General features: G+C 61.8%; 23 protein-coding genes and 1 pseudogene. 15 read left to right on the plus strand and 9 right to left on the minus strand.

The genetic code is table 11. The features are described 5' to 3' along the window. Positions 1-181: 181 nt before the first annotated feature. The gene (locus ACR9ZN_RS10145) at positions 182-1,975 is read left to right on the plus strand and encodes a peptidoglycan DD-metalloendopeptidase family protein (RefSeq protein WP_481272148.1); all 1,794 of its coding nucleotides are present in this window, start codon (positions 182-184) and stop codon (positions 1,973-1,975) included. A 93-nt stretch (positions 1,976-2,068) separates the two neighbouring features. Here the strand turns inward: ACR9ZN_RS10145 and ACR9ZN_RS10150 are convergent, their stop codons facing one another. Further along, positions 2,069-2,935 (minus strand): ATP-binding protein, encoded by an 867-nt coding sequence (locus tag ACR9ZN_RS10150; protein WP_434956343.1) that lies wholly within the window; start codon positions 2,933-2,935, stop codon positions 2,069-2,071. A 384-nt stretch (positions 2,936-3,319) separates the two neighbouring features. Between ACR9ZN_RS10150 and yajC the strand changes: the two genes are divergently transcribed. The 5 genes and pseudogenes from yajC (at position 3,320) to ACR9ZN_RS10175 (ending at position 7,649) form a co-directional block, all read left to right on the plus strand. Continuing rightward, positions 3,320-3,670: a preprotein translocase subunit YajC gene (gene yajC / locus ACR9ZN_RS10155; RefSeq protein ID WP_149250899.1), complete on the plus strand. Its 351-nt coding sequence runs from the start codon at positions 3,320-3,322 to the stop codon at positions 3,668-3,670. A 133-nt stretch (positions 3,671-3,803) separates the two neighbouring features. After that, positions 3,804-5,402, plus strand: a complete 1,599-nt coding sequence (gene secD / locus ACR9ZN_RS10160) for a protein translocase subunit SecD (protein ID WP_434956345.1) — start codon at positions 3,804-3,806, stop codon at positions 5,400-5,402. 21 nt (positions 5,403-5,423) lie between these two features. Then, the gene (gene secF / locus ACR9ZN_RS10165; RefSeq protein ID WP_434956346.1) at positions 5,424-6,365 is read left to right on the plus strand and encodes a protein translocase subunit SecF; all 942 of its coding nucleotides are present in this window, start codon (positions 5,424-5,426) and stop codon (positions 6,363-6,365) included. Between the two features lie 6 nt (positions 6,366-6,371). After that, the gene (locus ACR9ZN_RS10170; RefSeq protein ID WP_481272150.1) at positions 6,372-6,752 is read left to right on the plus strand and encodes an Mth938-like domain-containing protein; all 381 of its coding nucleotides are present in this window, start codon (positions 6,372-6,374) and stop codon (positions 6,750-6,752) included. A gap of 58 nt (positions 6,753-6,810) precedes the next feature. Then, positions 6,811-7,649 (plus strand): annotated as a pseudogene (locus tag ACR9ZN_RS10175) (phytoene/squalene synthase family protein). 127 nt (positions 7,650-7,776) lie between these two features. Here ACR9ZN_RS10175 and ACR9ZN_RS10180 read toward each other — a convergent pair. From ACR9ZN_RS10180 to ACR9ZN_RS10190, 3 genes are all read right to left on the minus strand, one after another. After that, positions 7,777-8,244 (minus strand): tetratricopeptide repeat protein, encoded by a 468-nt coding sequence (locus tag ACR9ZN_RS10180; protein WP_481272151.1) that lies wholly within the window; start codon positions 8,242-8,244, stop codon positions 7,777-7,779. A gap of 199 nt (positions 8,245-8,443) precedes the next feature. Further along, positions 8,444-9,856: a methylenetetrahydrofolate--tRNA-(uracil(54)-C(5))-methyltransferase (FADH(2)-oxidizing) TrmFO gene (trmFO, locus tag ACR9ZN_RS10185; protein WP_481272152.1), complete on the minus strand. Its 1,413-nt coding sequence runs from the start codon at positions 9,854-9,856 to the stop codon at positions 8,444-8,446. A 371-nt stretch (positions 9,857-10,227) separates the two neighbouring features. Continuing rightward, positions 10,228-10,383 carry a YjiS-like domain-containing protein gene (locus ACR9ZN_RS10190; RefSeq protein ID WP_434956351.1) on the minus strand — a complete coding sequence of 52 codons (156 nt, stop codon included), beginning with the start codon at positions 10,381-10,383 and terminating at the stop codon, positions 10,228-10,230. A 646-nt stretch (positions 10,384-11,029) separates the two neighbouring features. On the opposite strand from ACR9ZN_RS10190, the gene ACR9ZN_RS10195 reads away from it, so the two are divergent. After that, the gene (locus tag ACR9ZN_RS10195) at positions 11,030-12,019 is read left to right on the plus strand and encodes a hypothetical protein (protein ID WP_454813892.1); all 990 of its coding nucleotides are present in this window, start codon (positions 11,030-11,032) and stop codon (positions 12,017-12,019) included. 18 nt (positions 12,020-12,037) lie between these two features. On the opposite strand, the gene ACR9ZN_RS10200 is transcribed toward ACR9ZN_RS10195, so the two are convergent. Together ACR9ZN_RS10200 and uvrA are read right to left on the minus strand one after the other, a co-directional pair. Continuing rightward, positions 12,038-12,838, minus strand: coding sequence for an extracellular solute-binding protein (locus ACR9ZN_RS10200; RefSeq protein WP_434956353.1), 801 nt, complete (start codon positions 12,836-12,838; stop codon positions 12,038-12,040). Positions 12,839-13,057: 219 nt separating this feature from the next. Continuing rightward, entirely contained in the window at positions 13,058-15,982 is a 2,925-nt protein-coding gene (uvrA, locus tag ACR9ZN_RS10205) for an excinuclease ABC subunit UvrA (protein ID WP_434956354.1), read from the minus strand. Positions 15,983-16,108: 126 nt separating this feature from the next. Here uvrA and arfB point away from each other — a divergent pair, with 126 nt between their 5' ends. Next, positions 16,109-16,552, plus strand: coding sequence for an alternative ribosome rescue aminoacyl-tRNA hydrolase ArfB (gene arfB, locus ACR9ZN_RS10210; RefSeq protein ID WP_454813894.1), 444 nt, complete (start codon positions 16,109-16,111; stop codon positions 16,550-16,552). 84 nt (positions 16,553-16,636) lie between these two features. On the opposite strand, the gene ACR9ZN_RS10215 is transcribed toward arfB, so the two are convergent. After that, positions 16,637-17,293, minus strand: a complete 657-nt coding sequence (locus tag ACR9ZN_RS10215) for an HAD family hydrolase (protein WP_434956356.1) — start codon at positions 17,291-17,293, stop codon at positions 16,637-16,639. A gap of 133 nt (positions 17,294-17,426) precedes the next feature. Here ACR9ZN_RS10215 and ACR9ZN_RS10220 point away from each other — a divergent pair, with 133 nt between their 5' ends. After that, positions 17,427-17,957, plus strand: a complete 531-nt coding sequence (locus tag ACR9ZN_RS10220; RefSeq protein WP_454813895.1) for a regulatory protein RecX — start codon at positions 17,427-17,429, stop codon at positions 17,955-17,957. 65 nt (positions 17,958-18,022) lie between these two features. After that, the gene (locus ACR9ZN_RS10225; RefSeq protein WP_434956358.1) at positions 18,023-18,502 is read left to right on the plus strand and encodes a DUF2938 domain-containing protein; all 480 of its coding nucleotides are present in this window, start codon (positions 18,023-18,025) and stop codon (positions 18,500-18,502) included. Positions 18,503-18,506: 4 nt separating this feature from the next. Here the strand turns inward: ACR9ZN_RS10225 and ACR9ZN_RS10230 are convergent, their stop codons facing one another. Beyond that, a complete protein-coding gene (locus ACR9ZN_RS10230) occupies positions 18,507-18,998 on the minus strand; it encodes an MEKHLA domain-containing protein (RefSeq protein WP_434959635.1) in 492 nt (163 codons plus the stop codon). A 208-nt stretch (positions 18,999-19,206) separates the two neighbouring features. Here ACR9ZN_RS10230 and ACR9ZN_RS10235 point away from each other — a divergent pair, with 208 nt between their 5' ends. From ACR9ZN_RS10235 to ACR9ZN_RS10255, 5 genes are all read left to right on the plus strand, one after another. After that, on the plus strand, positions 19,207-20,094 hold the full coding sequence (locus ACR9ZN_RS10235; protein ID WP_481272153.1) for a dihydrodipicolinate synthase family protein: 888 nt from the start codon (positions 19,207-19,209) through the stop codon (positions 20,092-20,094). Positions 20,095-20,170: 76 nt separating this feature from the next. Beyond that, positions 20,171-20,830, plus strand: coding sequence for a GntR family transcriptional regulator (locus ACR9ZN_RS10240; protein WP_481272154.1), 660 nt, complete (start codon positions 20,171-20,173; stop codon positions 20,828-20,830). 56 nt (positions 20,831-20,886) lie between these two features. Beyond that, entirely contained in the window at positions 20,887-22,221 is a 1,335-nt protein-coding gene (locus tag ACR9ZN_RS10245) for an ABC transporter substrate-binding protein (protein ID WP_481272155.1), read from the plus strand. 35 nt (positions 22,222-22,256) lie between these two features. After that, positions 22,257-23,153 carry a carbohydrate ABC transporter permease gene (locus tag ACR9ZN_RS10250; protein WP_454816759.1) on the plus strand — a complete coding sequence of 299 codons (897 nt, stop codon included), beginning with the start codon at positions 22,257-22,259 and terminating at the stop codon, positions 23,151-23,153. Between the two features lie 54 nt (positions 23,154-23,207). Next, complete coding sequence (locus ACR9ZN_RS10255) at positions 23,208-24,026, plus strand: carbohydrate ABC transporter permease (protein WP_454813899.1); 819 nt, start codon at positions 23,208-23,210, stop codon at positions 24,024-24,026. 98 nt (positions 24,027-24,124) lie between these two features. On the opposite strand, the gene lysM is transcribed toward ACR9ZN_RS10255, so the two are convergent. Further along, positions 24,125-24,598, minus strand: a complete 474-nt coding sequence (lysM, locus tag ACR9ZN_RS10260) for a peptidoglycan-binding protein LysM (RefSeq protein ID WP_441773002.1) — start codon at positions 24,596-24,598, stop codon at positions 24,125-24,127. Positions 24,599-24,785 lie beyond the last annotated feature (187 nt).

Raw genomic sequence — 24,785 nt, forward strand, 5'->3', positions numbered from 1 at the left:
TCGGCTGGAAAACGCAGTGGACTCAAGGGCATGAGGAGCGGGCGATCTGAGTTTCTCAGCCCGTTGCCATCGGAGCCGTTTCCGGATTTTGTCCAAATTGAGTCCGGCTCTTAAGGCGTTGTTTACCCCAATAGAGGCTTAATTACCCCGTGTTCTTCTCAAGCGTGGGTGTGAACGTCCTATGCGTTTTCCGATCGAATTGATCCGTTCGCGCCACTTGTCGCGCGTCGCCGTGATCGCCCTGGTGGCTGGCCTCGCAGCAAGCTGCAGCGACACTTCGAGGTTCGCCCAGAACCCCTTCTCGAACCCGTTCAACTCGGGTGACAATCAGTTGGCCTATGCCCAGGCACAGCCTACCAAGGCCGCGCCGCGCTATGGCAATTCCAACTATGCCGTCAACACGGTGCCGGCGGCGGGCGTGGTCGCTTCGCAGCCGCTGCCGCCGGTCGGCGCCGTGGCACAGCGTAGCGCGCCGTCGACGCAATATCGACTGGCTCGTGGCGAGCAGCCCATCGTGACGGGGGCGATCTCGACGCCCGCTCCGCAGATCGGCGGTTTCAAGGCCGGTGGCTGGACTGCCACGGGCGGCACGCCGGTTACCGCCGCGGCGGGTGAGACCATCAATACGCTCTCCAACCGCTATGGTGTGCCTTCCGACGCGATCATGAAGGTCAACGGCCTGACCTCTCGCTCACTGACGCCCGGCCAGCAGGTGATCATTCCCGTGTACAACGCGGCTCAGAACGGCAACACCGCGGTGACGACGGTGGCCGCGACCGCTGAGCAGCCCTACCCGGGAGACGTGCCCGAAACTTCTCGGGGCAGCGTCGGCGAAGTCAAGGTCCGGCCGGTCGCCACCACGCCGGCTGCGGGGGCCAAGCCGAAGCCGGTGCCCGCCGCCGCCGCTTCCGGCGTCCATGTCGTCAAGCCGGGCGAGACGCTGACGTCGATCGCTAAAGCCTACGGCACGACGCGCCCGCGTCTGGCCAAGGAGAATGGCATCGACGAATGGATGAGCGTCAAGATCGGCCAGAAGCTGGTCGTGCGCGGAACGGCCCACGCTGCTGCTCCGGCTGCAGAGACCGTGGTCGACAACCGCCCGCCGCGTGACGTGCCGGTGGCGGCCGCTGTGCAGCCCAGGCCCGTGGCGGCTCCCAAGCCGGTACAGGCCGCGCGGGCGGCCAATCCGGCGCCGGTGAGGACGGCCAAGACCCAGGCGAAGTCGATTGCCGCCGAAGCGATGCAGGTTGCTGCTCCGCATGCCCAGCCCGTCAGGACCGCGACCGTCAAGCCAGTAACGGTCAAACCCGTTCAGACAGCAAGGGTTTCTCCCGTCGATGTCAAGGCCAAGCCCGCCCAGGTGGCGGCGGCCAAGCCGGTCGATGCGGGCAAGGCGAACAAGCTCAAGGCGGAGAAGCTTGCTGCCGCCAAGCAGAAGGCGCTGGCCAACAAACCTGCGCAGGTGGCTGTCGCCAAGCCGGCCAAGCCCGCCGAGGCCAGCCAGCCCGCGCCGGTTGCAACCGGGACGATCTCGCCTGCCGCGAGTGCATCTCAGCCGGCAGCTCCGGCCGCCGAACTGCCGAAGGATGCCAATGCCGCCACCCTGGGCAATCCGGAGTTCCGCTGGCCGGTGAAGGGGCGGATCATCCAGAATTTCGGCCGCAACAGCGACGGTATCAACATCTCGGTGCCTGAAGGAACCGAAGTGAAGGCTGCCGAGGATGGTGTGGTCGCCTATGCCGGCAGTGAGCTGAAAGGCTATGGCAACCTGATCCTCATCCGCCATGCCAACGGCTATGTCACCGCTTATGGCCATGCCAAACAGCTCGACGTCAAGAAGGGTGAAAGTGTCAGGCGTGGCCAGACCATTGCGACCGCAGGTCAGACCGGCAACGTGACCTCGCCGCAAGTGTTGTTCGAAGTACGCAAGGGTGCCGCGCCGGTCGATCCGACCCGCTATCTTTCCGGCACCTGATAACAGAATCTGCTTCTCCGCGAGACCCCGAAGCAGCTCGAGTGGCCCGGCAGCGATGTCCGGGCCACTTTTTATTGAACACGCGGACCTGGCTCAGTTCAGCGTCTTGCCCAGCCGGCCTGCGAGATCCTGCACATATTGCCAGGCCGTGCGGCCTGACCGGGCACCACGGGTCGTCGCCCATTCCAGGGCCTCGGCCCGCATGGTGTCTCGATCGTGATCGAGGCCGAAATGATCGGCATAACCATAGACCATGTCGAGGAAATCGTCCTGGCTGCAGCGATGGAAACCGAGCCACAGGCCGAAACGGTCGGAGAGCGACACCTTTTCCTCCACCGCCTCGCCTGGATTGATCGCGGTGGAGCGCTCATTGTCAATCATGTCGCGCGGCATCAGATGACGCCGGTTCGAGGTCGCATAGAAGATGAGATTGTCCGGCCGCCCCTCGACACCGCCTTCCAGTGCCGCCTTGAGCGATTTGTAGGAGGTGTCGTCGCTGTCGAAGGAGAGATCGTCGCAAAAGACGATGAAGCGATAGGGGGCCTTGCGGGTGAGATTCATCAACTCGGGCAGACTATCGATATCCTCGCGGTGGATCTCGATCAGCTTCAGGGTGCCACCGATCTTGGCGTTGATGTCGGCATGCGCGGCCTTCACCAGCGACGACTTGCCCATGCCGCGCGCGCCCCAGAGCAAAGCGTTGTTGGCGGGCAGCCCGTTTGCGAAGCGCTCGGTGTTGTCGACCAGGAGGTCGCGCACCAGATCGATGCCCTTGAGCAACGGCATCGCGACCCTGTTCACCTTCGGTACAGGTTGCAGATATTTTTCGCCGGCCTGCCAGATGAAGGCTTCTGCAGCATCGAAGTCGGCCTTGATGGCGGCCGGTGGAGCCAGCCGCTCCAGGGCGTCGGCGATACGGGCGAGCAATTGCGGCAATTCGCTGGATGAAAAGTCAGTCATGGCAACCAGATGAGATGAACCTGTGGGTAAGCCCTTCGTCTCTAACGCGCCTGAGAGGCGCTGAAAAGCGGCGGCATGCCGCGCCTGCCTTCCGTTTTGCATGTGCGCCCAGTGCCGGTGGGTCACCCAAGGGGGCCACGGGCAAGCCGAGGCGTGCGTGGAGCCGACTTGTGAGGAGACAGGCGATTCCCTGTCGCTATCCGTAGTCCTCCCGACAGCCCATCATGTTGGCCCGATTGGCGGTTTCCCACATCGGAAGGCATGAATTTTTCGTCATGTGCTGGGCAAAAGTGGCGTTCTGTTTGCTTTCGGTGGCTGGTTCACTATATTCCGCGCGAATTCGCGGCTGGGCTGTCCCGGCCGCTTCTCTTGAGAGGCGATCCAATGTTCACGACTCCAGCCTTTGCCCAGGCAGCCCAGGGCGGCGGCGATCTGTTCTCCAGTCTCGGTGGCACGTTGCTGTTGCCGATCGCGATGTTCGTGATCTTCTATTTCCTGCTGATCCGCCCGCAGCAGCGCAAGGCGAAAGAACAGGCCGCTCTGCTCAAGGCAATCCGTCGTGGCGATACCATTGTGATGTCGGGCGGCATGGTCGGCAAGGTGACCAAGGCTGTCGAGGGCGAATCCGAGATCGAGGCGGAGATCGCCGAGGGCGTTCGCGTGAAGGTCATCCGCGAGATGGTGGTCACCGTCCGCTCCAAGACCGAGCCGGTGAAGAAGGCCGAGGCAGCCTGAGGTCCACGCGGGGCAACGCCCCTCTTTGGTCTCGATCACAAGACACGATAAGAGACTCAGGATAGGGTCGGGGCGAATCTACATCTCCCGACCGTCCTGAGAATAGCCTGTCAAGGCTCGGAATCGCTCCGCTATGCTGCATTTTTCTCCCGTCAAGACGGCTTCGGTTCTCCTGACTTTGCTGATCGGCCTGTGGCTGGCCGTACCCAATCTGATGCCGGAGAGCTGGGTGAAGGCGATGCCGTCCTGGCTGCCGCACAAGACGCTGACGCTGGGCCTCGATCTCCAGGGCGGATCCTACTTCCTGCTCGAGATCGACAAGAATGCCGTGGTCAAGGAACAGGTCGCCAGCCTGCGTTCGCAGGCGCGCCAGATCCTGAACGACAACAAGATCCGTAGCCAGGCTGCTTTGCAGGGGCGCGGCATTGTGGTGACGCTGCCCAATCCGGCCGATACCGAGAAGGCCGTGCAACTCCTGCAAGTGCTGGGCAATCCCGCCGACGGCAACCTTTTCGGCACCGGCAACCGGACGGCCACGATTGCCTCGACCACCCCAGGCCAGATCGGCGCCACGCTGACCGATGAAGGCCTGCGTGACCGCATGAACCGCATCATGGTGCGGGCGGTGGAGATTATCGGCAACCGTATCAACGGCTCCGGCGTGGTCGAGCCCGTCATTCAGCGCCAGGGCGAAGATCGCATCGTGGTGCAATTGCCCGGCCTGGAGAATCCCGACCGTTTCAAGGACCTTCTCGGCCAAACAGCCAAGCTCGAATTTCGCCTAGTGGATCTGAGCATGCCGGTCGATCAGGCCATGCGTTCTCGCCCGCCGGTCGGTTCCACGGTTCTGCCATCGTCGGATGGCGGCCAGAACTATCTGATCGAAGACCAGGTGATGGTCGCCGGCGACGAACTGACCGACGCCCAAGCAAGCTTCGACCAGAACACGCGCGAGCCGGTGGTCTCCTTCCGCTTCAACACCAATGGCGCGCGCCAGTTCGGCCGCGTCACCACGGAGAATGTCAACAAGCCCTTCGCCATCGTGCTCGACGGCAAGGTCTTGTCGGCACCGGTCATTCGCGAGCCGATCACTGGTGGTTCGGGCCAGATCTCCGGCAATTTCACCACGCAGCAGGCCCAGGATCTCGCGCTGCTTCTGCGTTCGGGTGCCTTGCCCGCACCCATGACGGTGATTCAGGAGCAGACGGTCGGTCCGGGCCTCGGCCAGGCCGCCATTCGCGCCGGTGAGATGGCTGCCCTAGTCGGCTCAATCCTGGTCGTCGGCTTCATGATCGCCAGCTACGGCCTGTTCGGTATCATCGCGTCCATCGCCGTGGCGCTCAATGTCGGCATGATCTTCGGCATCCTGTCCCTGCTCGGGGCGACGCTGACCTTGCCGGGTATCGCCGGCATCGTGCTGACAGTCGGCATCGCAGTCGACTCCAACGTGCTGATCTATGAGCGCATACGCGAGGAGGTGCGTGCCGGACGAACCGTTTTGATGTCGCTCGACGCCGGCTTTGCCCGGGCGCTGGCGACCATCCTCGATTCCAACATCACCACCTTCATTGCCGCCGCCGTGCTGTATTTTGTCGGTACCGGCGCCGTGAAAGGGTTCGCGGTGACGCTAGGGATCGGCATCATCACGACGGTGTTCACCGCCTTCACGGTCACGCGCCTGTTGGTTTCCTGGTGGTATCGCGGGGTCAAGCCTCGCTCCATCCCGATTTGATAGATTGATGGAGTGAGCGCGGTGCGCCATCTTCGCATTGTTCCCGACAACACCAGCTTCGGCTTCATTCGGTTCCGGCGTATCAGCTTTCCGATTTCGGCCGTGTTGTCGATCTTGGCTCTGGTGCTCTTCTTCACCCATGGCCTGAATTACGGTATCGATTTCAAGGGCGGCATCGCCCTCGGCGTCACGGCTCAATCCGGGCAGGCCGACGTGCAGGCCATTCGCGACAAGCTGGCGCCGCTCGGATTGGGTGAGGTCCAGATTCAGAGTTTCGGCGACAAGGGACAGGTGCTGATGCGCATCGCCCTGCAGCCGGGCGGCGACGCGGCACAGAATGCCGTTGCGGAGAAGGTCAAGCAGACGCTGGCGCCCGACTATGTTCCCGGCAAGGACGATCAGACACAGATCATCGGGCCGAGCGTTTCGCAGGAACTGGTGACGGTCGGCATCGTCGGCATCTTCGTCGCCATTCTGGGCATTCTGATCTATCTATGGTTCCGCTTCGATTGGCAGTTTGCCGTCGGCGCCATGATCGCCAACATGCACGACATCGTGCTGACCATCGGCTTCATGTCGGTGACGCAGATCGACTTCGACCTCACCAGTGTCGCCGCCTTGCTGACCATCCTTGGCTATTCACTCAACGACACCGTGGTGATCTACGACCGCATCCGCGAGCTCTTGCGCAAGTACAAGAAGAAGCCGATGGATGAACTGCTGGACGAGTCTATCAACGCTACGCTGTCGCGCTCGGTGATCACCCACGTCACCGTGGCACTGGCGTTGCTGGCCCTGCTCCTGTTCGGGGGGCACGCCATTCACAGCTTCACCGCCACCATGCTGTTCGGCGTCGTGCTGGTCGGCACTTACACCTCGATCTTCATTGCCTCGCCCGTCCTGATCTATCTGGGCCTGCGTCCGGGCAGCCATGAGACGGCGGGCGGCAACAAGCCGGAGTAAGCTGCCATGACCGCAGGCGAACGGCGCTTCCTGCCACGCGTGGCGCCGATCGACGCCTATGGCGCCGGCGGGTTCCGTTTTGCGGAGATGTCGCATCGCGGTTCGCTTCTTTGCCTGCCCTCGGGCATGCATGCGTGGTCGGTGACAAGTGTTGCTCAATTCTCGGCTGAAGCATTCGAGCCGGTTTTTGCGGAAGCCGATGCCATCGAGATCCTGCTCGTCGGCACCGGCCCCGATGTGGCTTTTTTCCCCGAGGCGCTGCGCTGGCGTTTTCGCGATCTCAAGATCGTCGTCGACGCCATGCCGACCGGCGCAGCGATCCTCACCTGGAACGTTCTGCTGGCCGAGGACCGGCGCATCGCCGCCGCCCTGATCGCCGTGCCATGAGCATCTTGTCATGAGCGCCGCTCGCCAAACCGGTTCCCTGGCCAATTCCAATATCAGCATGAGCAACCAGGCTTATTGCGAGAGTCTGCTGCGCGAGCACGATCGCAATCGCTGGCTCGCCAACCTGTTTGCGCCCGCCGAGCACCGACGCGCCCTGAATGCGCTCTATGCCTTCAACAGCGAGATCGAGCGCGTGAGGGACATGGTGTCGGAGCCGCTCCCCGGCGAAGTCCGCCTGCAATGGTGGCGGGACCTGCTGGAGGGGCAGGCGAGGGGGCAGATATCGGGGCATCCGGTTGCCTCCGAACTGATGGCCGCGATTGATCGCTACCACCTGCCGGTTTCCGCTCTTGTGACCCTGATCGACGCCCACACGCATGATCTCTATGACGATCTGCTGCAGAGCATCACCGATTTGGAAGGCTATTGCGGCGAGACCTATTCAAGTCTATTTCGCCTGGCCAGTCTCATTCTTGCCGATGGCGGCGATGCCGGCAGTGCCGATCTCGCCGGGCACGCCGGCGTGGCCTATGGCATAGCCTGCCTGATGAAACAGGCTGCCCGGCACGCGGCCCGGGGCAGATCTTCGTGCCGGCCGATCTTGCCCTCAAGCACGGCACAGCTCGCGAAGATCTGTTGAATGGACGCAGCACCGGCGAGATGCGCGCGATGTTCGGTGAGCTCGCTGGGGCAGCGCTGCATCATCTGGACGCAGCGGAGCAATTGCTGCCTGCCGTGCCCAGTGCGGCGGCACCCGCCTATATCGGCCTTGCGCTGGTCAGGCCCTTGCTCAAGCGGATGACCCGCCCGGGTTTTGACTGGTTCCGCCATGAAGCCGAATTACCGCAATGGCGCAGTCAATGGCATCTGTGGCGTTTCTCACGCCGGCTGCGCTAGAGCGTTTTCCAGAAAAGTTGATGGACTTTTCGATTAAGAAAATACGTCAGAACAAAGACATGGAGAAAGTGCGGTTCGAAGAAATCGCACTTTCTCCAGTCGAAAACAGTCGTAACGCTGCGGCGAGCTATTTCGGCTTGGCAGCCTGTGTCAGCGCCTTTTCGAGGTCTTCACGCTCCTCGCAGCCATTGGGGCAGAGCTTGACCAGCGCCGCGAGATTTTGCTGGGCCTTCGGAATGTCGCCGTTCTCGACGAAGAGCTCGCCCTGATATTCCAGGGTTCCCCTGTGGTTGGGATCGATGGCAAGCGCCTTCTCATAGAAGGTCTGCGCGGTCTTGCGGTCGCCGCTTTTGCGTAGGCTGAAGCCAAGCAGATTGTAGACGTCAGGGTCCTTCGAACCCTGGTCCGCCAGAGGCTGGAGGGCTGCGATGGCGGATTTGTAGTCCTCCGCCTTGATCTGGGCCCGGATGGGCGCGAGGTCGGTCGCGGTCGCGGTCGCGGCAGCAGGCGCATCGGACGAGGTGTCGGCGGCCCAGACCGGGCCTGCAACGAGGACGAGGGCCAGGGCGGAGGCGAGGCCATGGAGGCGGAGCATGGCAGGATCCTGTTTGTAAATGACGAGGCGGGGCGGTGAACGTCGTCGGTCGGATCTTCGGTTCTCGCCACGACGTGGGCCGGGGAGGAACGGATAGCAAGCTACATCGTTCTGGAGCCCGTGCCCATCCTGCCTCATGTCCCGGGACGGAAGTCACCCAGGTAGAGCTTCCCGTCGCAAGGGTACCATACGATCACGCTCAGGCTGAGAGATGTTCGCCGGCCACCGCCCGCTTCCAGCCCTCCAGGGCTTCCAAGGCTCTGGCGCTCATCGCCCTTTTCTTGGCGTGAGTCTTTTCGCTGCCGCGCAGGCGCTTTCCATCTTCCCCTTTGGGCGAGACCTCAAGAGGAGGGAACAGGCCGAAATTGACATTCATCGGCTGGAAGGAGCGCGGCCCCGCATCCTCGCTGACGAGGTGACCGCCAGTGATGTGATTGAGCAGCGCTCCGAGGGCCGTGGTGGCCGGGGGCGTGGCCACCGGTCGACCCAGGCGTTCGGCGGCGGCAAAGCGGCCCGTCATCAGGCCGACACTCGCGCTCTCGATATAGCCTTCGCATCCGGTGATCTGGCCGGCAAAACGCAGACGTGGCTGCGTTTTCAGGCGAAGCGTTGCGTCCAGCAGCACGGGTGAGTTCAGATAGGTGTTGCGATGCAGCCCGCCGAGGCGAGCGAATTCGGCATTTTCGAGCCCGGGAATCATGCGGAACACCTGCACCTGTTCAGCATATTTCAGCTTCGTCTGGAACCCGACCATGTTGTAAAGCGTGCCGAGCGCATTGTCCTGGCGCAGTTGCACGATGGCGTGGGGCTTGACGCTGGGGTTGCGCGGGTTGGTAAGGCCAACCGGCTTCAGTGGTCCGAAGCGCAGGGTTTCACGGCCGCGCTCCGCCATGATTTCGATCGGCAGGCAGCCATCGAAATAGGGCGTGCCTTCGAACTCCTTGAAACCGGTCTTATCGCCGGCGAGAACGGCATCGAGAAAGGCCTCGTATTCCTCCTTGCTGAGGGGGCAGTTGATATAGTCGGCACCGGTGCCGCCCGGACCCGGCTTGTCGTAGCGCGACTGATACCAGGCGATGTCCATGTTGATGGATTCGCGATGCACGATCGGCGCGATCGCATCGAAGAAAGCAAGGGAGGTTTCGCCGGTCAGGGCTGCGATTGCATCGGCAAGGGGCTTGGAGGTGAGGGGACCGGTGGCGACGATGACGTTGTCCCAGTCCGCCGGAGGCAGGCCGTCGACATGTTCGCGCCGGATCTCGATTAGGGGATGGGATGCCAAGCGTTCCGTCACCGCAGCCGAGAAACCATCTCGGTCCACCGCCAGGGCACCACCTGCCGGAACCTTGTGGTCGTCGGCGCAGGCCATGATCACGGAATCCAGCCGGCGCATCTCCTCGTGAAGCAGGCCGACGGCATTGGTCTGCGCATCGTCGGAGCGGAAGGAGTTGGAGCAGACGAGCTCGGCGAAGTCCGTGGTCTTATGGACCTCGGTCGGCTGAACGGGGCGCATCTCGTGCAGGATGACGGGAACGCCTGCCTGGGCGATCTGCCATGCGGCTTCGGAACCGGCGAGGCCGCCGCCGATGATATGAACGGGGGTGATTGTCATGCCCGGCTTTTAGACCATCGGGCCTCATGATTGAAGCACCAGCATAACAAAAAGCCGCCCTGAGGGGGCGGCTATGTGGCGCTTGGCCCTGCTCCAGCAAGGCGGGCACCCACTACTTCCCGTTTAGGCGCGATGAAATCACTGCCCGATTGCCAGCCGACATAGCTAGAGCAAAGCGTGTTTAGACGGAAACGCTTGTTTGCTCTTACTCATTTCGACGCGTCCTTGCGATTCTTGGCGGGACTACCAAATCGCAAAACGCTTCAGCCGACAGAAACGATACGACTTTCCACTGCAAAAGATCGACGCGCTGGTGGATCGTCGAAACTGTACCAATGAGCTGAACAGCCCATTGGTCATCACCTGCGTGATTAGGCGCGGGCAGCCTGACGCGCGATAGCGCGAACGTCGGCAGGGTTGATACCGATGTCGGCCAAATCGCGTACGTTCAAGCGCCTGAGCTCGGCCAGCGTCTCGCGCTCACGGCGCCAGATACGGACACGTTCGATCAAAGCTGCGAACAACATGATAAGGTTCCTCTTCTGCGAACCTGCGTTGAAGCGAATTCCTCAACGCCGTTCACATTCTCTATATGCAGCCTTTTCGCCGAATGAGGTAGATGCTGCGCCGCACAACGAGCATGCAATTTTTGCATGTCGCAAAGTTGCCATTGTTAAAAAATCGTCAAAATTGACCTATCAGGTGGCCACTTAATGCATATGGTGCATGCCTCCTCCGCCCGCAAGGCGTGATGGCTTCAGAACGGAGCAGTCGGGGAAACGCATGGTTGTATCCATTCGAATGCTCGCACGAGCGTCTGAACCCGCGGCCAGGGCCAAATGGCAGGGGGCATGCCTAATCTGGGTCCCTGGAGCTCATGCCGAGACCTAGTGCGCGCTGCCATCAGTAGTACCGCCATATACCAAAGTTGGGCTTGGCTTCCCAAGGTGTCGATATGCTATAGGGAGCATGAAAATTAGGCATAGGCCGGAGCGAAGAGGGCATTAAATTATGCGATCTTCGGGTTTTGTTGAAATATAAAACCAATATTAATTGCAATTATATCTTCTATATCCCTCTTAATGGAAGGATATATTGATTAAATCTGGCCTTTTAACTTGCGTGGTTCCGAAGTTCACCGAACCCTTGGAAGCTTAGCGGGAGACTGGAGCAATGACGAGGAACGGTACAGAGGACGGCCTGGAGAAGAGACCTCGTAAATATCTCTTGGTTGCTCGGATAGGGCCGAAAAGTCTTCACGCGCAGTGGCTGGCTGCGGGTGCGGATAGAAATTACGATGTCTTTTTAAGCAGCTACGATACCAGCTTGCCCGCTATCGCGGGCGATGGCGTCTATTTCGAGTATCGATCCGGTAGCAAGGTCGCCGGCTACGATGGGCTTTTGCGTGAACAAGCGGAGTTTCTTGGCCGATATAAATACATCTGCTTCTTTGATGATGATATTAGCGCGACTCCTTCCTCCATAAGTGGAATTTTTTCGCGCTGTGATCAGTATAATCTCAAGATCGCGCAACCGGCGCTGACATGGGATAGTCATTTCACCTATGCCTGCCTGCTACAGCAGAAGCGATATGCCCTGCGGTATCTCAACTTCGTGGAGATGATGTGTCCGGTTTTCCGGCATGACATTCTCGAGCGGATCGCACCGCTCTACGCCTTAGGATACGAAAGCGGCATCGACCTCGTCTGGTGCAATCTCGTCGCCGAAGGGCCGGGCGATTTTGCCGTGATCGATGAATTTCCGGTTCGGCATACCGAACCCGTGGGCGGCAACAAGGTTGCCAATGGCTTCGTCGACGGGCGTCTGTATGAGGACGACATCCACGCCATTCTTGCGCTGTTTCGCTTGCCCTGGCTTCGGGCGACACCAATCTCCGCCGTCAGCCGGTCGGGCCGCGAGATCAACGGCAGAATGAGCCTGCTGCTATCGGCACTCGTTCTGCTGGCGGCGGTGCCGCTACGCCGGCCCGTGGCCGGGCGTTTTCGCGCCATTCTGGTTCATTGGCGTCATCTGTGGCTGGGGGCTGCAGGCAATGTCCACACCGAGTTTCCGGCAGGAAACGCGGATAGATCCCCTGGCTATGGCGTTCTTCCATCATGCAAACCAAGGGAGAGTGCAGGGCAGTCGATGCCAATGGCGTGATCGGATTCCTCGTTTCGCTCAGGGCTGAGCCGGCAAGCCGACCGGTGCAAAACCGTATCTGCCGAAGGCGGCCTGACCTTCCGGGGAGAGGATCGCTAGCATCAGCGCCACGGCGGCGGCATTGTCGGTTCGTGCCAGAGCCAGGCCATATTCCGGGCCAGTCTCATAGGCTTCGGGCACCTGGATAACCTCGAGGTTCGGCGTGACGGCCTTGCGTTGTGCCGCGCCACTGCAATAACCCATCATCACATTGATCTGACCGCTCTTGAAACCATCGGCAATCGGATCTTGCCCGGCGGGAGTGGAGGCGGTCGAGCCACCGACGATCTTCTGGGCCTTGGCATCGAGCTTGGCGAAAGCACCCGGATTTCGCTTGTCGATCAGCTGGAACATGGCCCAGGTGTAGTCGCCGCCGGGGTCGGCCTTGGGCGTGGACGTGCCGAGCTTCACGGCGGGATCGAGCAGGCGTTCGGCAAAGTTGACAACGGCGAGCCTGGCTTCCGGCAGGGCAAAGGCGCAAAGCCGGTTGCGGGTGAACATGACGACGGCACTCGCCCGGCCATCCCTTTGCAACTGGCGGGGACTGGCCATGTCCGCCGAAGCCAGGATGTCGACCTTGTCGCCTTGCTCGATCTTTTCCCGCATCAACCCTGAGGGGCCGAAGGCGGTACGCACCTTGATGCCACTCTTCTTGCTGAAATCCTGGGCGATATCGGTCAGCACGGCGCGCAGGCTTCCTGCGCCGTAGAGTACTACCTCGTCTGCCCGGGCCGCGACGCTTCCAAGGGCCAGGCAAGAGGCGAGCACGATCCTGAGCATTGTTTTTCCTGGAAACGGAGTGGCGTGGCGATTCGCTATATATGAATAGCTATAGCGATAGCCGCGAGAGCCTCCATTTGGCAATGGCCTTGCCGGGGGACAAGCAAGGATGCCCGGCAAGATGCATTGTCTGGGACCCGGGGCGACCACCTGCATCTGCCTTGTCGCCGGGGCGGCTTTGCCAGGAACAGGCGGGGACGCCTACGGTCCCAAGGATTTCTATTCCGCCGCTTCGCCCTGGCGCCGCTGGGGGCGACGCTCCATGACTTCCCGCAGGAAGCGCCCGGTATGGGAGCGAGGCTCGCGAATGATCGCCTCCGGCGTGCCTTCGGCGACTACTTCGCCGCCAGCGTCGCCCCCTCCGGGACCCATGTCGATGACCCAGTCGGCCGTCTTGATGACTTCGAGGTTGTGTTCGATCACCACCACGGTGTTGCCCTGCTCGACCAGTTCATGCAGCACTTCCAGTAGCTTGGCGACATCGTGGAAATGCAGGCCCGTGGTCGGCTCGTCGAGGATGTAGAGTGTGCGTCCGGTCGAGCGGCGCGACAATTCCTTGGAGAGCTTCACGCGCTGGGCCTCGCCGCCCGACAGGGTGGTCGCCTGCTGGCCCACCTTGACATAGCCGAGGCCCACTCGTGCCAGCGTTTCCATGGTGTTGCGGATGGTCGGCACCGCCTTGAAGAATTCGGCTCCCTCGTCAACGGTCATGTCGAGCACGTCGGCGATGGACTTATTCTTGAAGCGGACGTCCAGTGTCTCGCGGTCGTAGCGTTTGCCTTTGCAGACGTCGCAGGTGACATAGACGTCGGGCAGAAAGTGCATCTCGATCTTGATGACGCCGTCGCCCTGGCACGCCTCGCAGCGGCCACCCTTGACGTTGAAGGAGAAGCGCCCCGGCAGATAGCCGCGCGCCTTCGCCTCCGGCAGGCCGGCGAACCATTCGCGGATGGGCGTGAAGGCACCGGTATAGGTGGCCGGGTTGGACCGCGGCGTACGGCCGATCGGCGACTGGTCGATGTCGATGACCTTGTCGATCAATTCCAGGCCGTCGAGCTTGTCGAAGGGAGCGGGATGTTCGAGCGCGCCGTTCAGCTTGCGGGCGACCGCCTTGTAGATGGTGTCGATCAGGAGCGTCGACTTGCCGCCGCCCGATACGCCGGTGACGCAGGTGAACAGGCCGAGCGGAATCTCGACCGAGACATCCTTGAGATTGTTGCCGCGGGCGCCGGTGAGCTTCAGCGCCTTGCCCTTCTGGCGCCGGCGCCGTTCGGCCGGCATGGGTACCGCCAGTTCTCCGGTGAGATATTTGCCGGTGAGAGACGCCGGATTGGCCATCACCTCGGCAGGCGTGCCGTGGGCCACCACGCGTCCGCCATGCACGCCGGCGCCGGGGCCGACATCGACCACATAGTCGGCCTGAAGAATGGCATCCTCGTCATGCTCGACCACGATCACCGTATTGCCCAGTTCGCGCAGGCGCCGCAATGTTTCGAGCAGGCGTTCATTGTCGCGCTGATGCAGGCCGATGGAAGGTTCGTCCAGCACATAAAGCACGCCGCTGAGGCCAGAGCCGATTTGGGAGGCCAAGCGGATACGCTGGCTCTCGCCACCCGACAGGGTCCCGGAGTTACGGGCCAGCGTCAGATAATCGAGACCGACATCGACGAGGAAGCGCAGGCGTTCGCGAATCTCCTTGAGGATGCGGACGGCGATCTCGGTCTGCTTGGCGTTGAGTTCGGCCGGCAAGGCCTCGAACCAATGCTGGGCCTGGCGCACCGACATTGCCGAGATCTCGCCGATATGGCGGTGCGTGACCTTTACCGCCAAGGATTCGGGTTTCAGGCGGAAACCGGCGCAAGCCTTGCACGGCGTATTGGCCATGAAGCGCGAAATATCCTCGCGGGCCTGTTCTGAATCGGTTTCCTTCCAGCGCCGCTCCAGATTGGTCACCACGCCCTCGAAGGCCTTGCGTGTCTCATAGGAGCGTAGGCCGTCATCGAAGGAAAAGACGATTTGCTCCTCGCCCGAGCCATAGAGGAACACCTGCTGCACCTTCTCCGGCAGGTCCTTCCAGGGCGTGGTCACGCCGAACTTGTAATGCTTGGCGAGGGCGTCGACGGTCTGGCTGTAATAGGGGCTGGTGGATTTCGCCCAAGGCGCCAGCGCGCCCTTGCGCAGCGACAGGGTCTCGTCGGGCACCACCAGGACGGGATCGACCGTCATCTCGGTGCCGATGCCGTCGCAGGACGGGCAGGCGCCAAAGGGGTTGTTGAAGGAGAACAGCCTGGGCTCGATCTCCGGAATGGTGAAGCCGGAAACCGGGCAGGCGAATTTCTGGCTGAACATCACGCGCTTGGATGAGCCGTCGGCCTCCTTCTGATCGGCCAGTTCGACCACGGCGATGCCGTCGGCCAACTCCAAGGCCGTCTCGAAGGAATCAGCCAGGCGGCTGGCGATATCGGCGCGCACCACGATGCGGTCCACCACCACGTCGAGATCGTGCTTGAGCTTCTTGTCGAGGGCGGGGGCGTCGGCGATCTCGTAGAAGGTACCGTCGATCTTGACACGCTGGAAGCCGCGCTTGAGGAAGTCGGCGAGTTCCTTGCGATATTCGCCCTTGCGCCCGCGCACCACCGGCGCGAGCAGGAACAGCCTGGTGCCCTCTGGCATGGCCATGACGCGATCGACCATCTGGCTGACGGTCTGACTTTCGATCGGCAGCCCAGTCGCCGGCGAATAGGGAATGCCGATACGAGCCCAGAGCAGGCGCATATAGTCGTAGATCTCGGTGACTGTCGCCACCGTCGAGCGGGGATTGCGCGAGGTCGTCTTCTGTTCGATCGAAATCGCGGGCGACAGGCCGTCGATCTGGTCGACGTCCGGCTTCTGCATCATTTCGAGGAATTGGCGCGCATAGGCCGAAAGGCTCTCGACATAGCGGCGCTGTCCCTCGGCATAGATGGTGTCGAAAGCGAGCGAGGACTTGCCCGAGCCGGACAGGCCGGTGAACACCACGAGCTTGTCACGCGGGATTTCCAGATCGACATTCTTGAGATTGTGCTCGCGCGCGCCGCGCACGGTAATGAAGCGGCGGTCGGCAGGCGACGGAACAGCGCTGCCGGAGATGGGGCGGCCAGACATACGGACGATCCTGTGGGCTTTTGTCGAGAGATAGGCGCTTTGGCTCGCAAATTGAAGGAGGGCTGGTGAAAAAACAAGAACAATTCGTGAACTTATCCGCAAAATTTTGCGGCACACCGAGTTCCGATGGGTTATGCACGCGCCATGATCGAGATTAACCCCACCTTGTTCATCGACGAGCGCGAGATCGATGAGGACTTCGTGCGCTCCTCGGGGCCCGGCGGACAGAATGTCAACAAGCTGTCGACGGCGGTGCAGTTGCGCTTCAATATCCGCAGGTCGCCCTCGCTCCCGAACGACATCGCCATCCGTGCCCAGAAGCTGGCGGGCAGGAAGCTGACGCAGGAGGGCGTGCTGGTGATTGTTGCCCAGCGCTTCCGCACCCAGGAGCGTAATCGCGAGGACGCGCGCGAGCGGTTGGTCGCTCTCCTGCGGGAGGCCGCCACGCCGCCGCCGCCGCCCCGCAAGGTGACGAAGCCCTCCAAGGCCGCCAAGGCGCGGCGGCTGGAATCGAAATCGCGCCGCTCAAACGTGAAATCGCTGCGTGGCGGCAAGTTCTCCGTGGATTGAGGTCCGGCCGAGGACGAAGCCCGGGCCCGGCAAATCGGAGCTTTTGAGATTTCGCCGTTTGCTTTTCGGGGCAGACTGCCGGGATCAGGCCAGGATGCGCGCCTTCACTTCGTCCATCGTCTCGGCGATGTAGTCGGCACCGGCTGCCACCAGGGTTTCCTCGCTGGGGGGCATATGATGCAGTCCGCCGACAAAGCCGATCACCGTCATGCCGGCGGCCTTGGCTGCCTTGATGCCGACCACGCTGTCCTCGACCACCACGGTCTTGGCGGGATCCACACCGAGAGCCCTCGCGGCATGCAAAAACAGGTCCGGGGCCGGTTTTCCCTGTGCCACCAGATTTGCGCTGAAGATGTTGGGATAGACGAGCTCGAACAGGTTGGTGATGCTGAGGCCGAGACCGAGCTTGGCCGGCGGGCTGTTGGAAGCCACGCAAAAGGGCATCGGCAGGGTTTGGAGCACTTCGCGCACGCCCGGAATCGGTTCCAGACGCGCCACATAGGCGGCCCGAAGCATGCGGCGCGTAGTCTCGGCATGGTCCGGTGGCAGCTTGAGCCCGAAATCCTGCTCGAAACGCTCTTCCAAGGCTTCCTGGGTCAGACCGAGAAAGCGCTGCATCACGTCATGCGGGGTGACTTTTACGCCGAGGGCCGACAGGGCCTCGGCTTCGACTTCCGCCGACAGGATCTCGCTGTCGACGAGAACGCCATCGCAATCGAAAATCACTAGAGAGAAGGGCATGGGAACCGCCTGATCCGAGAAGACGTGCAGAGGCCGGCGTGTCGCGATTCTTGTCAAGGTGAGCCCGAGCCAGGGAGATGATGGCGCGCTGCCATGCGTTCCGGCAAGTTCTTTCCAACGATTCGAGGCTACCATGTCCATCATCCCATCCCTGAGCCGCGAAGAAAGCTGGATGCGCAAGTCCGCGCTCCATTATCTCGGCCAGCGATCGACCAGCGTCGCCAATCTCCGCCAGGTCTTGCTGCGGCGGGCGCGTCGCAAATTGGAACCGGAAATCGAAGTCGCTGAAATGATCGAGCGCACCATCGATTATTGCAGGCAGCTCGGTTTCATCGACGATGCCAGTTTCGTGGAGGCCCGCCTTCATGCCGGGCGCAGCCGCGGCTTTTCCGCCCGCAGGATCGGTGCCGCCCTGGCGGCCAAGGGGGTTGATCGCACCTTGGTGGCCCAGGCCCTTGCGGGGGAGGACCGCGATGCAGCTGAAGAAAGAGCCGCTGCCCGGCTGGCACAGCGCCGGCGCATTGGCCCCTGGCGGCGGACCGACCGCGATGCCGAGCTCGAGCGGGAGATTGCGATATTGGCACGCGGAGGCTTTGCTGTCTGGCTGGCCCGCCGCATCGTTACCGCGGATCCCGACGAAATCCGTGCTCTTCTCGAGGTTTGAAATCTTGCATCAGCCGGGTGCGGCGTGTTTTGTATGATGAATACAGTCCTCTTGGTGGAATCGGCATGTTCGAACTTTTCTGGCGCGGCGTTGCGATCGGCGTTGGCGCAACGGTCCTCATGGATCTGTGGGCGATCCTGCTGCACAAATTCTTCGGTGAGAACCTGCCCAACTGGGCGCCTGTGGGCCGCTGGTTCTGGCATCTGAAAGAGGGCCGTGTCTTCCATGACGATATCGGCAAGGCCGCACCTTACGCCCATGAATTGGCACTGGGCTGGATCGGCCATTACGTGGTCGGCATTCTCTACGGCGTGATCCTGGTGATCTTCGCTGGTGCGGCCTGGCTGTCCGACCCGACATTCCTGCCGGCCTGGATCCTCGGCATCGTCACGGTGGGGGCCGGCTGGTTCTTGCTGCAGCCCGGGCTTGGCATCGGCTGGGCTGCGTCGAAAACGCCCAATCCCACCAAGGTGCGCCTACTCAATCTGGTCGCGCACACGGTATTTGCGGTTGGCCTGTGGGGGACGGCGCTGATCATCCGCTGATGGGTCAGGGCAGGTCGCGCCACGAAGCGAACAGGGCGGCCTGGCCGTGGCGGTTGCCCGCTTCGTCGATCACTTCCCAGACTGTGGCATTTTCGATGAAGAAGCGTCGGCCGGATTTGGCAATGCGCACGCCGTGATAGTCGGCGATGAATCCCTGCTTCTTGACGGTGTCGAGCAGGCGCTGGCGTTCGTCACGATTCGGAAACTCCGCCGACAGGCGGGAGGGCAACTGCGTCAATTCCTCCCAGCTGTATTCAAAACAATCCTGTACGACCTTGTTTCCATAGATAAAAACAGGATCGGCCCTGGTGTCGTGGGCCAGAAGGCAGAAGGGCGCCTCGGCGTAGAGCCACGCGGCGTCTGCCCGGTCGGCCGGAGGAGCTGGGAAAAGGCCGCGCCCTGTCAGGCGACGGAGGCTATGATCGAGCAAAGCGGCGAAATCGGTATTGCCGGCAAGATCCGGCCAGGTCTCGGCGAGCTCAGGGCTTAATGTCATGATCGTATGGCGGTTGTGAGGATGAGGCCGCGCAGCGGGCGCATCGAAGCGGGAGCTGCCGGTTGCACGAAACAAATCTCGTTGCCTGATGACAGCAGGTCAAGCCCGACGGTTGAAATTGATCAGACAAAACTTCCGACTCGACTTGCGACTGACATGTTAGTCTGTTATCGAAGATTACATATTGAAAATTCGATGGATGACAGGGATGACGCACCAATTTTTTGGCCTTTCGGTGGCATTGGCAACACCCTTCGATGGCGATGGGCAGGTCGACGTCGCCCGTGCCATCCCGCATGCACGCTGGTGCCTCGCCAATGGTTGCGGCAGCGTCACGCTGTTCGGCACGACCGGGGAGGGGGCGTCGATCGCTTCCGCCGAGCGTGAAGCCTTGCTGTCGTCCTTCCTGGCTGATGGCATCGAGGCGCGGCAGATCGCGGTTGGCGTGATGGCAAATGCCGTTGCCGATGCTGCGGCGCAGGCTCGGCAGGCGCTGGATGCCGGTTGCCGCGGCGTGCTGCTGGCGCCGCCTTCCTATTTCAAGGGGCTGAGGGATGACGGCCTGTTTGCCTGGTTCGCAGCTGTGTTTGCGGCGATCGGGCCGAAGGCAAGGGATGTCTATCTCTACAATATACCCTCGGTCACCGCCGTGGAGCTTTCAGTGGCCCTGATTGGGCAACTGAAGCAGGCGTTTCCGGTAGTTGTGGCCGGCGTCAAGGATTCCTCGGGCAATTGGCCGTTCACCCAGGCCCTCCTCGAAGCCCATCGCGATCTCGCCATCCTGATCGGCGACGAGCGAGGCCTGGCGGCCGGCGTGCGCTTGGGCGGGCAGGGGGCGATCTCCGGCATGGCGAATATCTGTCCCGGGCGCATGCTGCCGATGGTTCACGAAGGACGGGACGATGCGGAACTGATCGCCCTCGTCGACGAACTCGTCCACTATCCGGTCATCCCGGCGGTCAAGGCCTTGGTTGCCCATCGCACCGGTGATGCGGCATGGTCGACCACAAGGGCGCCTCTGGTGGCCTTGCCGGAACAGGATGCCAAGAGGCTAGCCGGTTTGTTCGATCGCATCGAGCAGACGAAGGCGGCCTAGAGACGCACTAAAACAAGGAGCTGGAGCAAATTGCGATAGGAAAAATCGCATTTTTCTCCGGGCCAGGGAGGGACGGATGGAGGAGGGCGGCGAACCGCTGCGATTGCGGGAAAAGGCTTATGCCAGTTTCACCCGCCATTTGTTGGCGCGCGATGTTCGTCCCGGCCAGTTCGTATCCCAACGCGAGTTGGTGGCGCTGACTGGCCTGCCGCTCGGGGCCATCCGCGAACTCGTGCCGCGCCTGGAGGCGGAGGGCCTGCTCTCCACCATCCCCCAACGTGGCATCCAGATCGCCCATATCGATCTCAACCTCATCAAGGATGCCTTTCAGTTCCGGCTATTCCTGGAAAAGGAAGCCATCGCGCTCTTCACCGTTTCGGCTTCCGATAGCTTGCTGGCGAAGCTGCGCCATGAACATGAGGACATGCTGGCCAGGGGACTGTCGGAAGATTTGGCGCCCGAGATGGTGGAGCAGGCGCAGGCGATCGACTGGAACCTGCACGACACCATCATCGACTCAACCGGTAACGAGATCATCGCCAAGGCCTATCGCGTCAATTCGATCAAGATGCGCCTGATCAACCAGGAGCGTTTTCGCATCGATGGCCGGGTGGTGCCGGTGATGCGCGAGCATCTGGCCATTCTCGCTGCCATCGAGAGCCGCGAGCCACAAACGGCGGTGGACGCCATCGCCGAACACATCAACAACGCCCGTGCCCTGGCGCTGAAGGTTTAGAGTCAGGACGATCCACAAGACAGACGATCCAAAAGAAGCTTTGGGAGGAGGAACCTATGAGTTTTGATTTGTTGAAGCCGTCGCGCCGGCAATTCCTGGCCGGTTCCGCCGCACTCGGCGCTGCTGGTCTGGCGGGTATCCGGTCGGCCTTCGCGGCTGTCGACTGGAAGAAATATGCCGGCACCACGCTCGAAGTGAACCTGATCAAGAGCCCGCGCGGCGATACGCTGCAGAAATACCAGAAGGAATTCGAGGAACTAACCGGCATCAAGGTCAATGCCGAGCAGACGCCCGAGCAGCAGCAACGCCAGAAGGCCGTCATCGAGCTGACTTCGGGCAAGCCGAGCTTCGATGTCATCCATGTCAGCTACCACGTGCAGAAGCGCCAGTTCGAAAAGGCCGGTTGGCTGGCCGATCTCGGACCGTTCCTCAAGAACCCGGAACTGACGGATCCTTCTTTGGTCGAGAGCGATTTCGCCGCCGCGGGCCTCGCCTTCGCCAAGGACAAGAATGGCCGCTTCGGTGCACTGCCCTTCTCGGTGGATTACTGGATCGTCTATTGGAACAAGGATCTGTTCGCCGCCAAGGGGCTGGAATATCCCAAGACCTTCGAGGAGATGGTCAAGGCGGCAGAAGCCATCACCGATGCCAGCAACAACATTGCCGGCTTCGTGGCGCGCGGCGCCAAGAATGCCAATGTGCCTGTCTGGACCAGCTTCCTGCTCGGCCACGGCAAGAACCCCGTGGGCGCGGATGGTTCGCTGCAGACAGATTCCGCCGAAGCCATCGAGGCGGCCGCGCTCTATCAGCGCCTGATGACCAAGTCGGCTCCGCGCGGCGTCACCGGCTTCAACTGGGCCGAATGCCAGTCCGCCTTCCTGCAGGGCAAGGTCGGCATGTGGCTTGACGGCGTCGGCTTTGCCCCGCCGCTGGAGAATCCGCAGAAGTCCCGCGTCGTCGGCAAGGTCGGCTATGGCGTGATGCCCAAGGGGCCGGTGACACAGGCCTCTGCCACTTTCGGCGACGGCATCGGCGTCACCGAGGCTTCGGCCAAGAAGGAGGCCGCCTATCTCTATTGCCAGTGGGCGATTTCCAAGGAGATGGGTGCGCGCTTGTTGCAGGCTGGCGCGGGCGTGCCGTTCCGCAGTTCGATCCTGAACGACGCCAAGGTCCGCGAAGGCGTCACCATGCCCGGAAGCTGGGTCGACTGTGTCGCGCAGTCGGCGCCGATCAGCCAGCTCGGGCTTCCCGTGATCATTCCGGTGACCGAGTTCCGCGACATCATCGGCGTGGGCCTGACCAATCTGCTCGGCGGCGGCGATCCGGCGGCGGAGATGAAGAAGGCGACGGAGGCCTTCAAGCCCGTGCTCGCCCGCAGCGAGGCGCAATGAGCGTCGAAAGCCCAGCCAGATCTTCTGCTCAGGCGATGGCTCCCGCCCAGGCGGCTGACAATGGTTCCGGCCCCCTGCGGCCGGGCTACTGGCCCTTTATTCTGCCGGCACTGGTGCTCGTATCGGCGGTGATCGTCTTTCCCTGGCTGTTCACCATCGGTATGAGCGCCAATGCCTGGCAGGTCGGATCAGCGCCGCGCTTCGTCGGGCTCGAGAACTATATCCGCCTGGCCGGCGACATGCGGTTCTGGGAGTCGATGTGGCACACGCTCACCTACACCGTGCTCTCAGTGGTGGCGCCCCTGATCCTGGGCACGCTGGCGGCCCTGGTCTTCGATTCGAAGATGCCGCTACGCGGCGTGCTGCGCGGCATCTTCGTGATGCCGATGATGGCCACGCCCGTCGCGGTCGCCCTGGTCTGGACTATGATGTTCCATCCCCAGCTCGGCGTCCTGAACTACCTCCTGTCGCTGGTGGGCATTCCGCCCCAGGCCTGGATCTTCGAGCAGGGCACGGTAATTCCCTCCCTGGTGCTGGTGGAAACCTGGCAGTGGACGCCGCTCATCATGCTCATCGTGCTCGGCGGACTGGCCTCGATGCCGCGCGAGCCCTTCGAGGGCGCCGAGATCGACGGTGCCAATGCCTGGCAGAAGTTCCGCTACATCACGCTGCCGATGATCCTGCCCTTCATGATGATCGCGGTGATCATTCGTTCGATCGACGCGCTCAAGAGCTTCGACATCATCTATGCGATGACGCAGGGCGGCCCGGGCACGGCATCGGAGACCATCAACCTCTATCTCTACAACGTGGCCTTCTCCTATTACGACATCGGCTACGGTTCGGCGATCGCCGTGGTGTTCTTCGTCATCATCATCGTGATGTCACTGGTGCTGCTGCATCTGCGCCAGCGCGCGAAATGGAACACCTGAGGACAAGAAGATGAGGCTTGGGTGATGAAGGCTTGGATGATGAAGTTTCGGACGATGACCTTTCGACGTCTCTTGCGTCTCGCCGGCACGCTGTTCCTGGGCTTCGTCGTGGTGTCGCCGGCGCTGCTCTTTTTCATCTGGATGCTGTCGCTCTCGCTGAAATACGAGATCGACAACGGCGCCTATCCGCCGATCCTGATCCCTGAGCAGTTCGCCTGGTCGAATTACACCGAGATCTTCGCCACCAACGATTTCCTGCGCTATTTCTGGAACAGCGTAGTCGTCACAGGTGCGGCTACGGCGCTGGCGCTGATAGTCGGCGTGCCGGCGGGTTACGGCATCGCCCGCATCAAGGCCGACAAGGCGGCTATGGTGATCATGATCGCCCGAATGACGCCGGGCCTTTCCTTCCTGATCCCGATGTTTCTCTTGTTCCAGTCGCTCGGCCTGCTCGGCACGCTATGGCCTCAGATCATCATCCATCTGGTGGTGACGATCCCGATCGTGATCTGGATCATGATCGGCTATTTCGAAACCACCCCGCTGGAGCTGGAGGAGGCGGCCATGATCGACGGCGCCTCGCGCTGGCAGATTTTCTACAAAGTGGCACTCCCGATCGCCAAGCCCGGCATCGTGGTGTCCCTGATCCTGGCCGTGATCTTCTCCTGGAATAATTTCGTCTTCGGTATCGTGCTAGCCAGCCGCGAGACGCGCACGCTGCCTGTCGCCGTCTACAACATGCTGTCCTTCGAGCAGGTGAGTTGGGGCCCTCTTGCCGCCGCGGCCCTGGTGGTGACGCTGCCTGTGCTGTTGCTGACTTTGTTCGCCCAGCGCCAGATCGTCGCGGGCCTAACGGCCGGGGCGGTTAAATAGGTGGTTTCGATTGAGTGCTTCAGGCACGGTGATATGAAAAGAAAACCCGGCGAGATGGCTCGCCGGGTTCGACTTTTCAGTAACAGGAACGGGGCGACTCAGGCCTGCCCGATCGGGGGAATGCGCAGGACCCAGCCGGGGAGGATGTGGTCGGGGTCCTTGACCGGCGGAGTATTGGCCTTGACGATCTCCTTGTAGAGATTGCCCTTGCCCTTGCCATAGTGCTTCTCGGCAATGGCCCAGAGCGTGTCACCCTTCACGACCGTATACATGGTCGAGGGCGTTCCGGGGGCGTTGACGCCGAGCTGGCTGTCGACCTGCGCCACGCCATTGTTGTTGCCGGCGGTGAGAATGATCTTCTCGGCGACTTCCTGGGAGGGAGCCACGCCACCCAGGACGACCTTGTCTCCGTCCACCGAAACCTGCAGGCCATCGGCCTTGAGGCCGGCTTCCTCGATCTGCTTTTTCACCAGCGCGGCAACATCGGTCGGAGCTGCCGCCGGCGCTGCCTCGGCCTTGCTCGAACCGAACATCTTATGGCCGGCGTCCTTGATGAAATTGAACAGTCCCATGTTCACTCCAGGCGTATCAGGCAAAATTACCTAAAGATAGGCTAGCATGGAACGGTTGTGCGGTCACACAGATTCGAGGCAAACGGGCTCGGCAAGTGCAGCGTCTGTCGAAGCGATGGCCTGCGCAGTCAAGCCCAACGTCAAACGCCTGTCTTCGTGGTGAAGCGACAGCGGGCGGGCCGATCTC

The organism is Labrys sp. HAY1-8F (assembly GCF_056754975.1).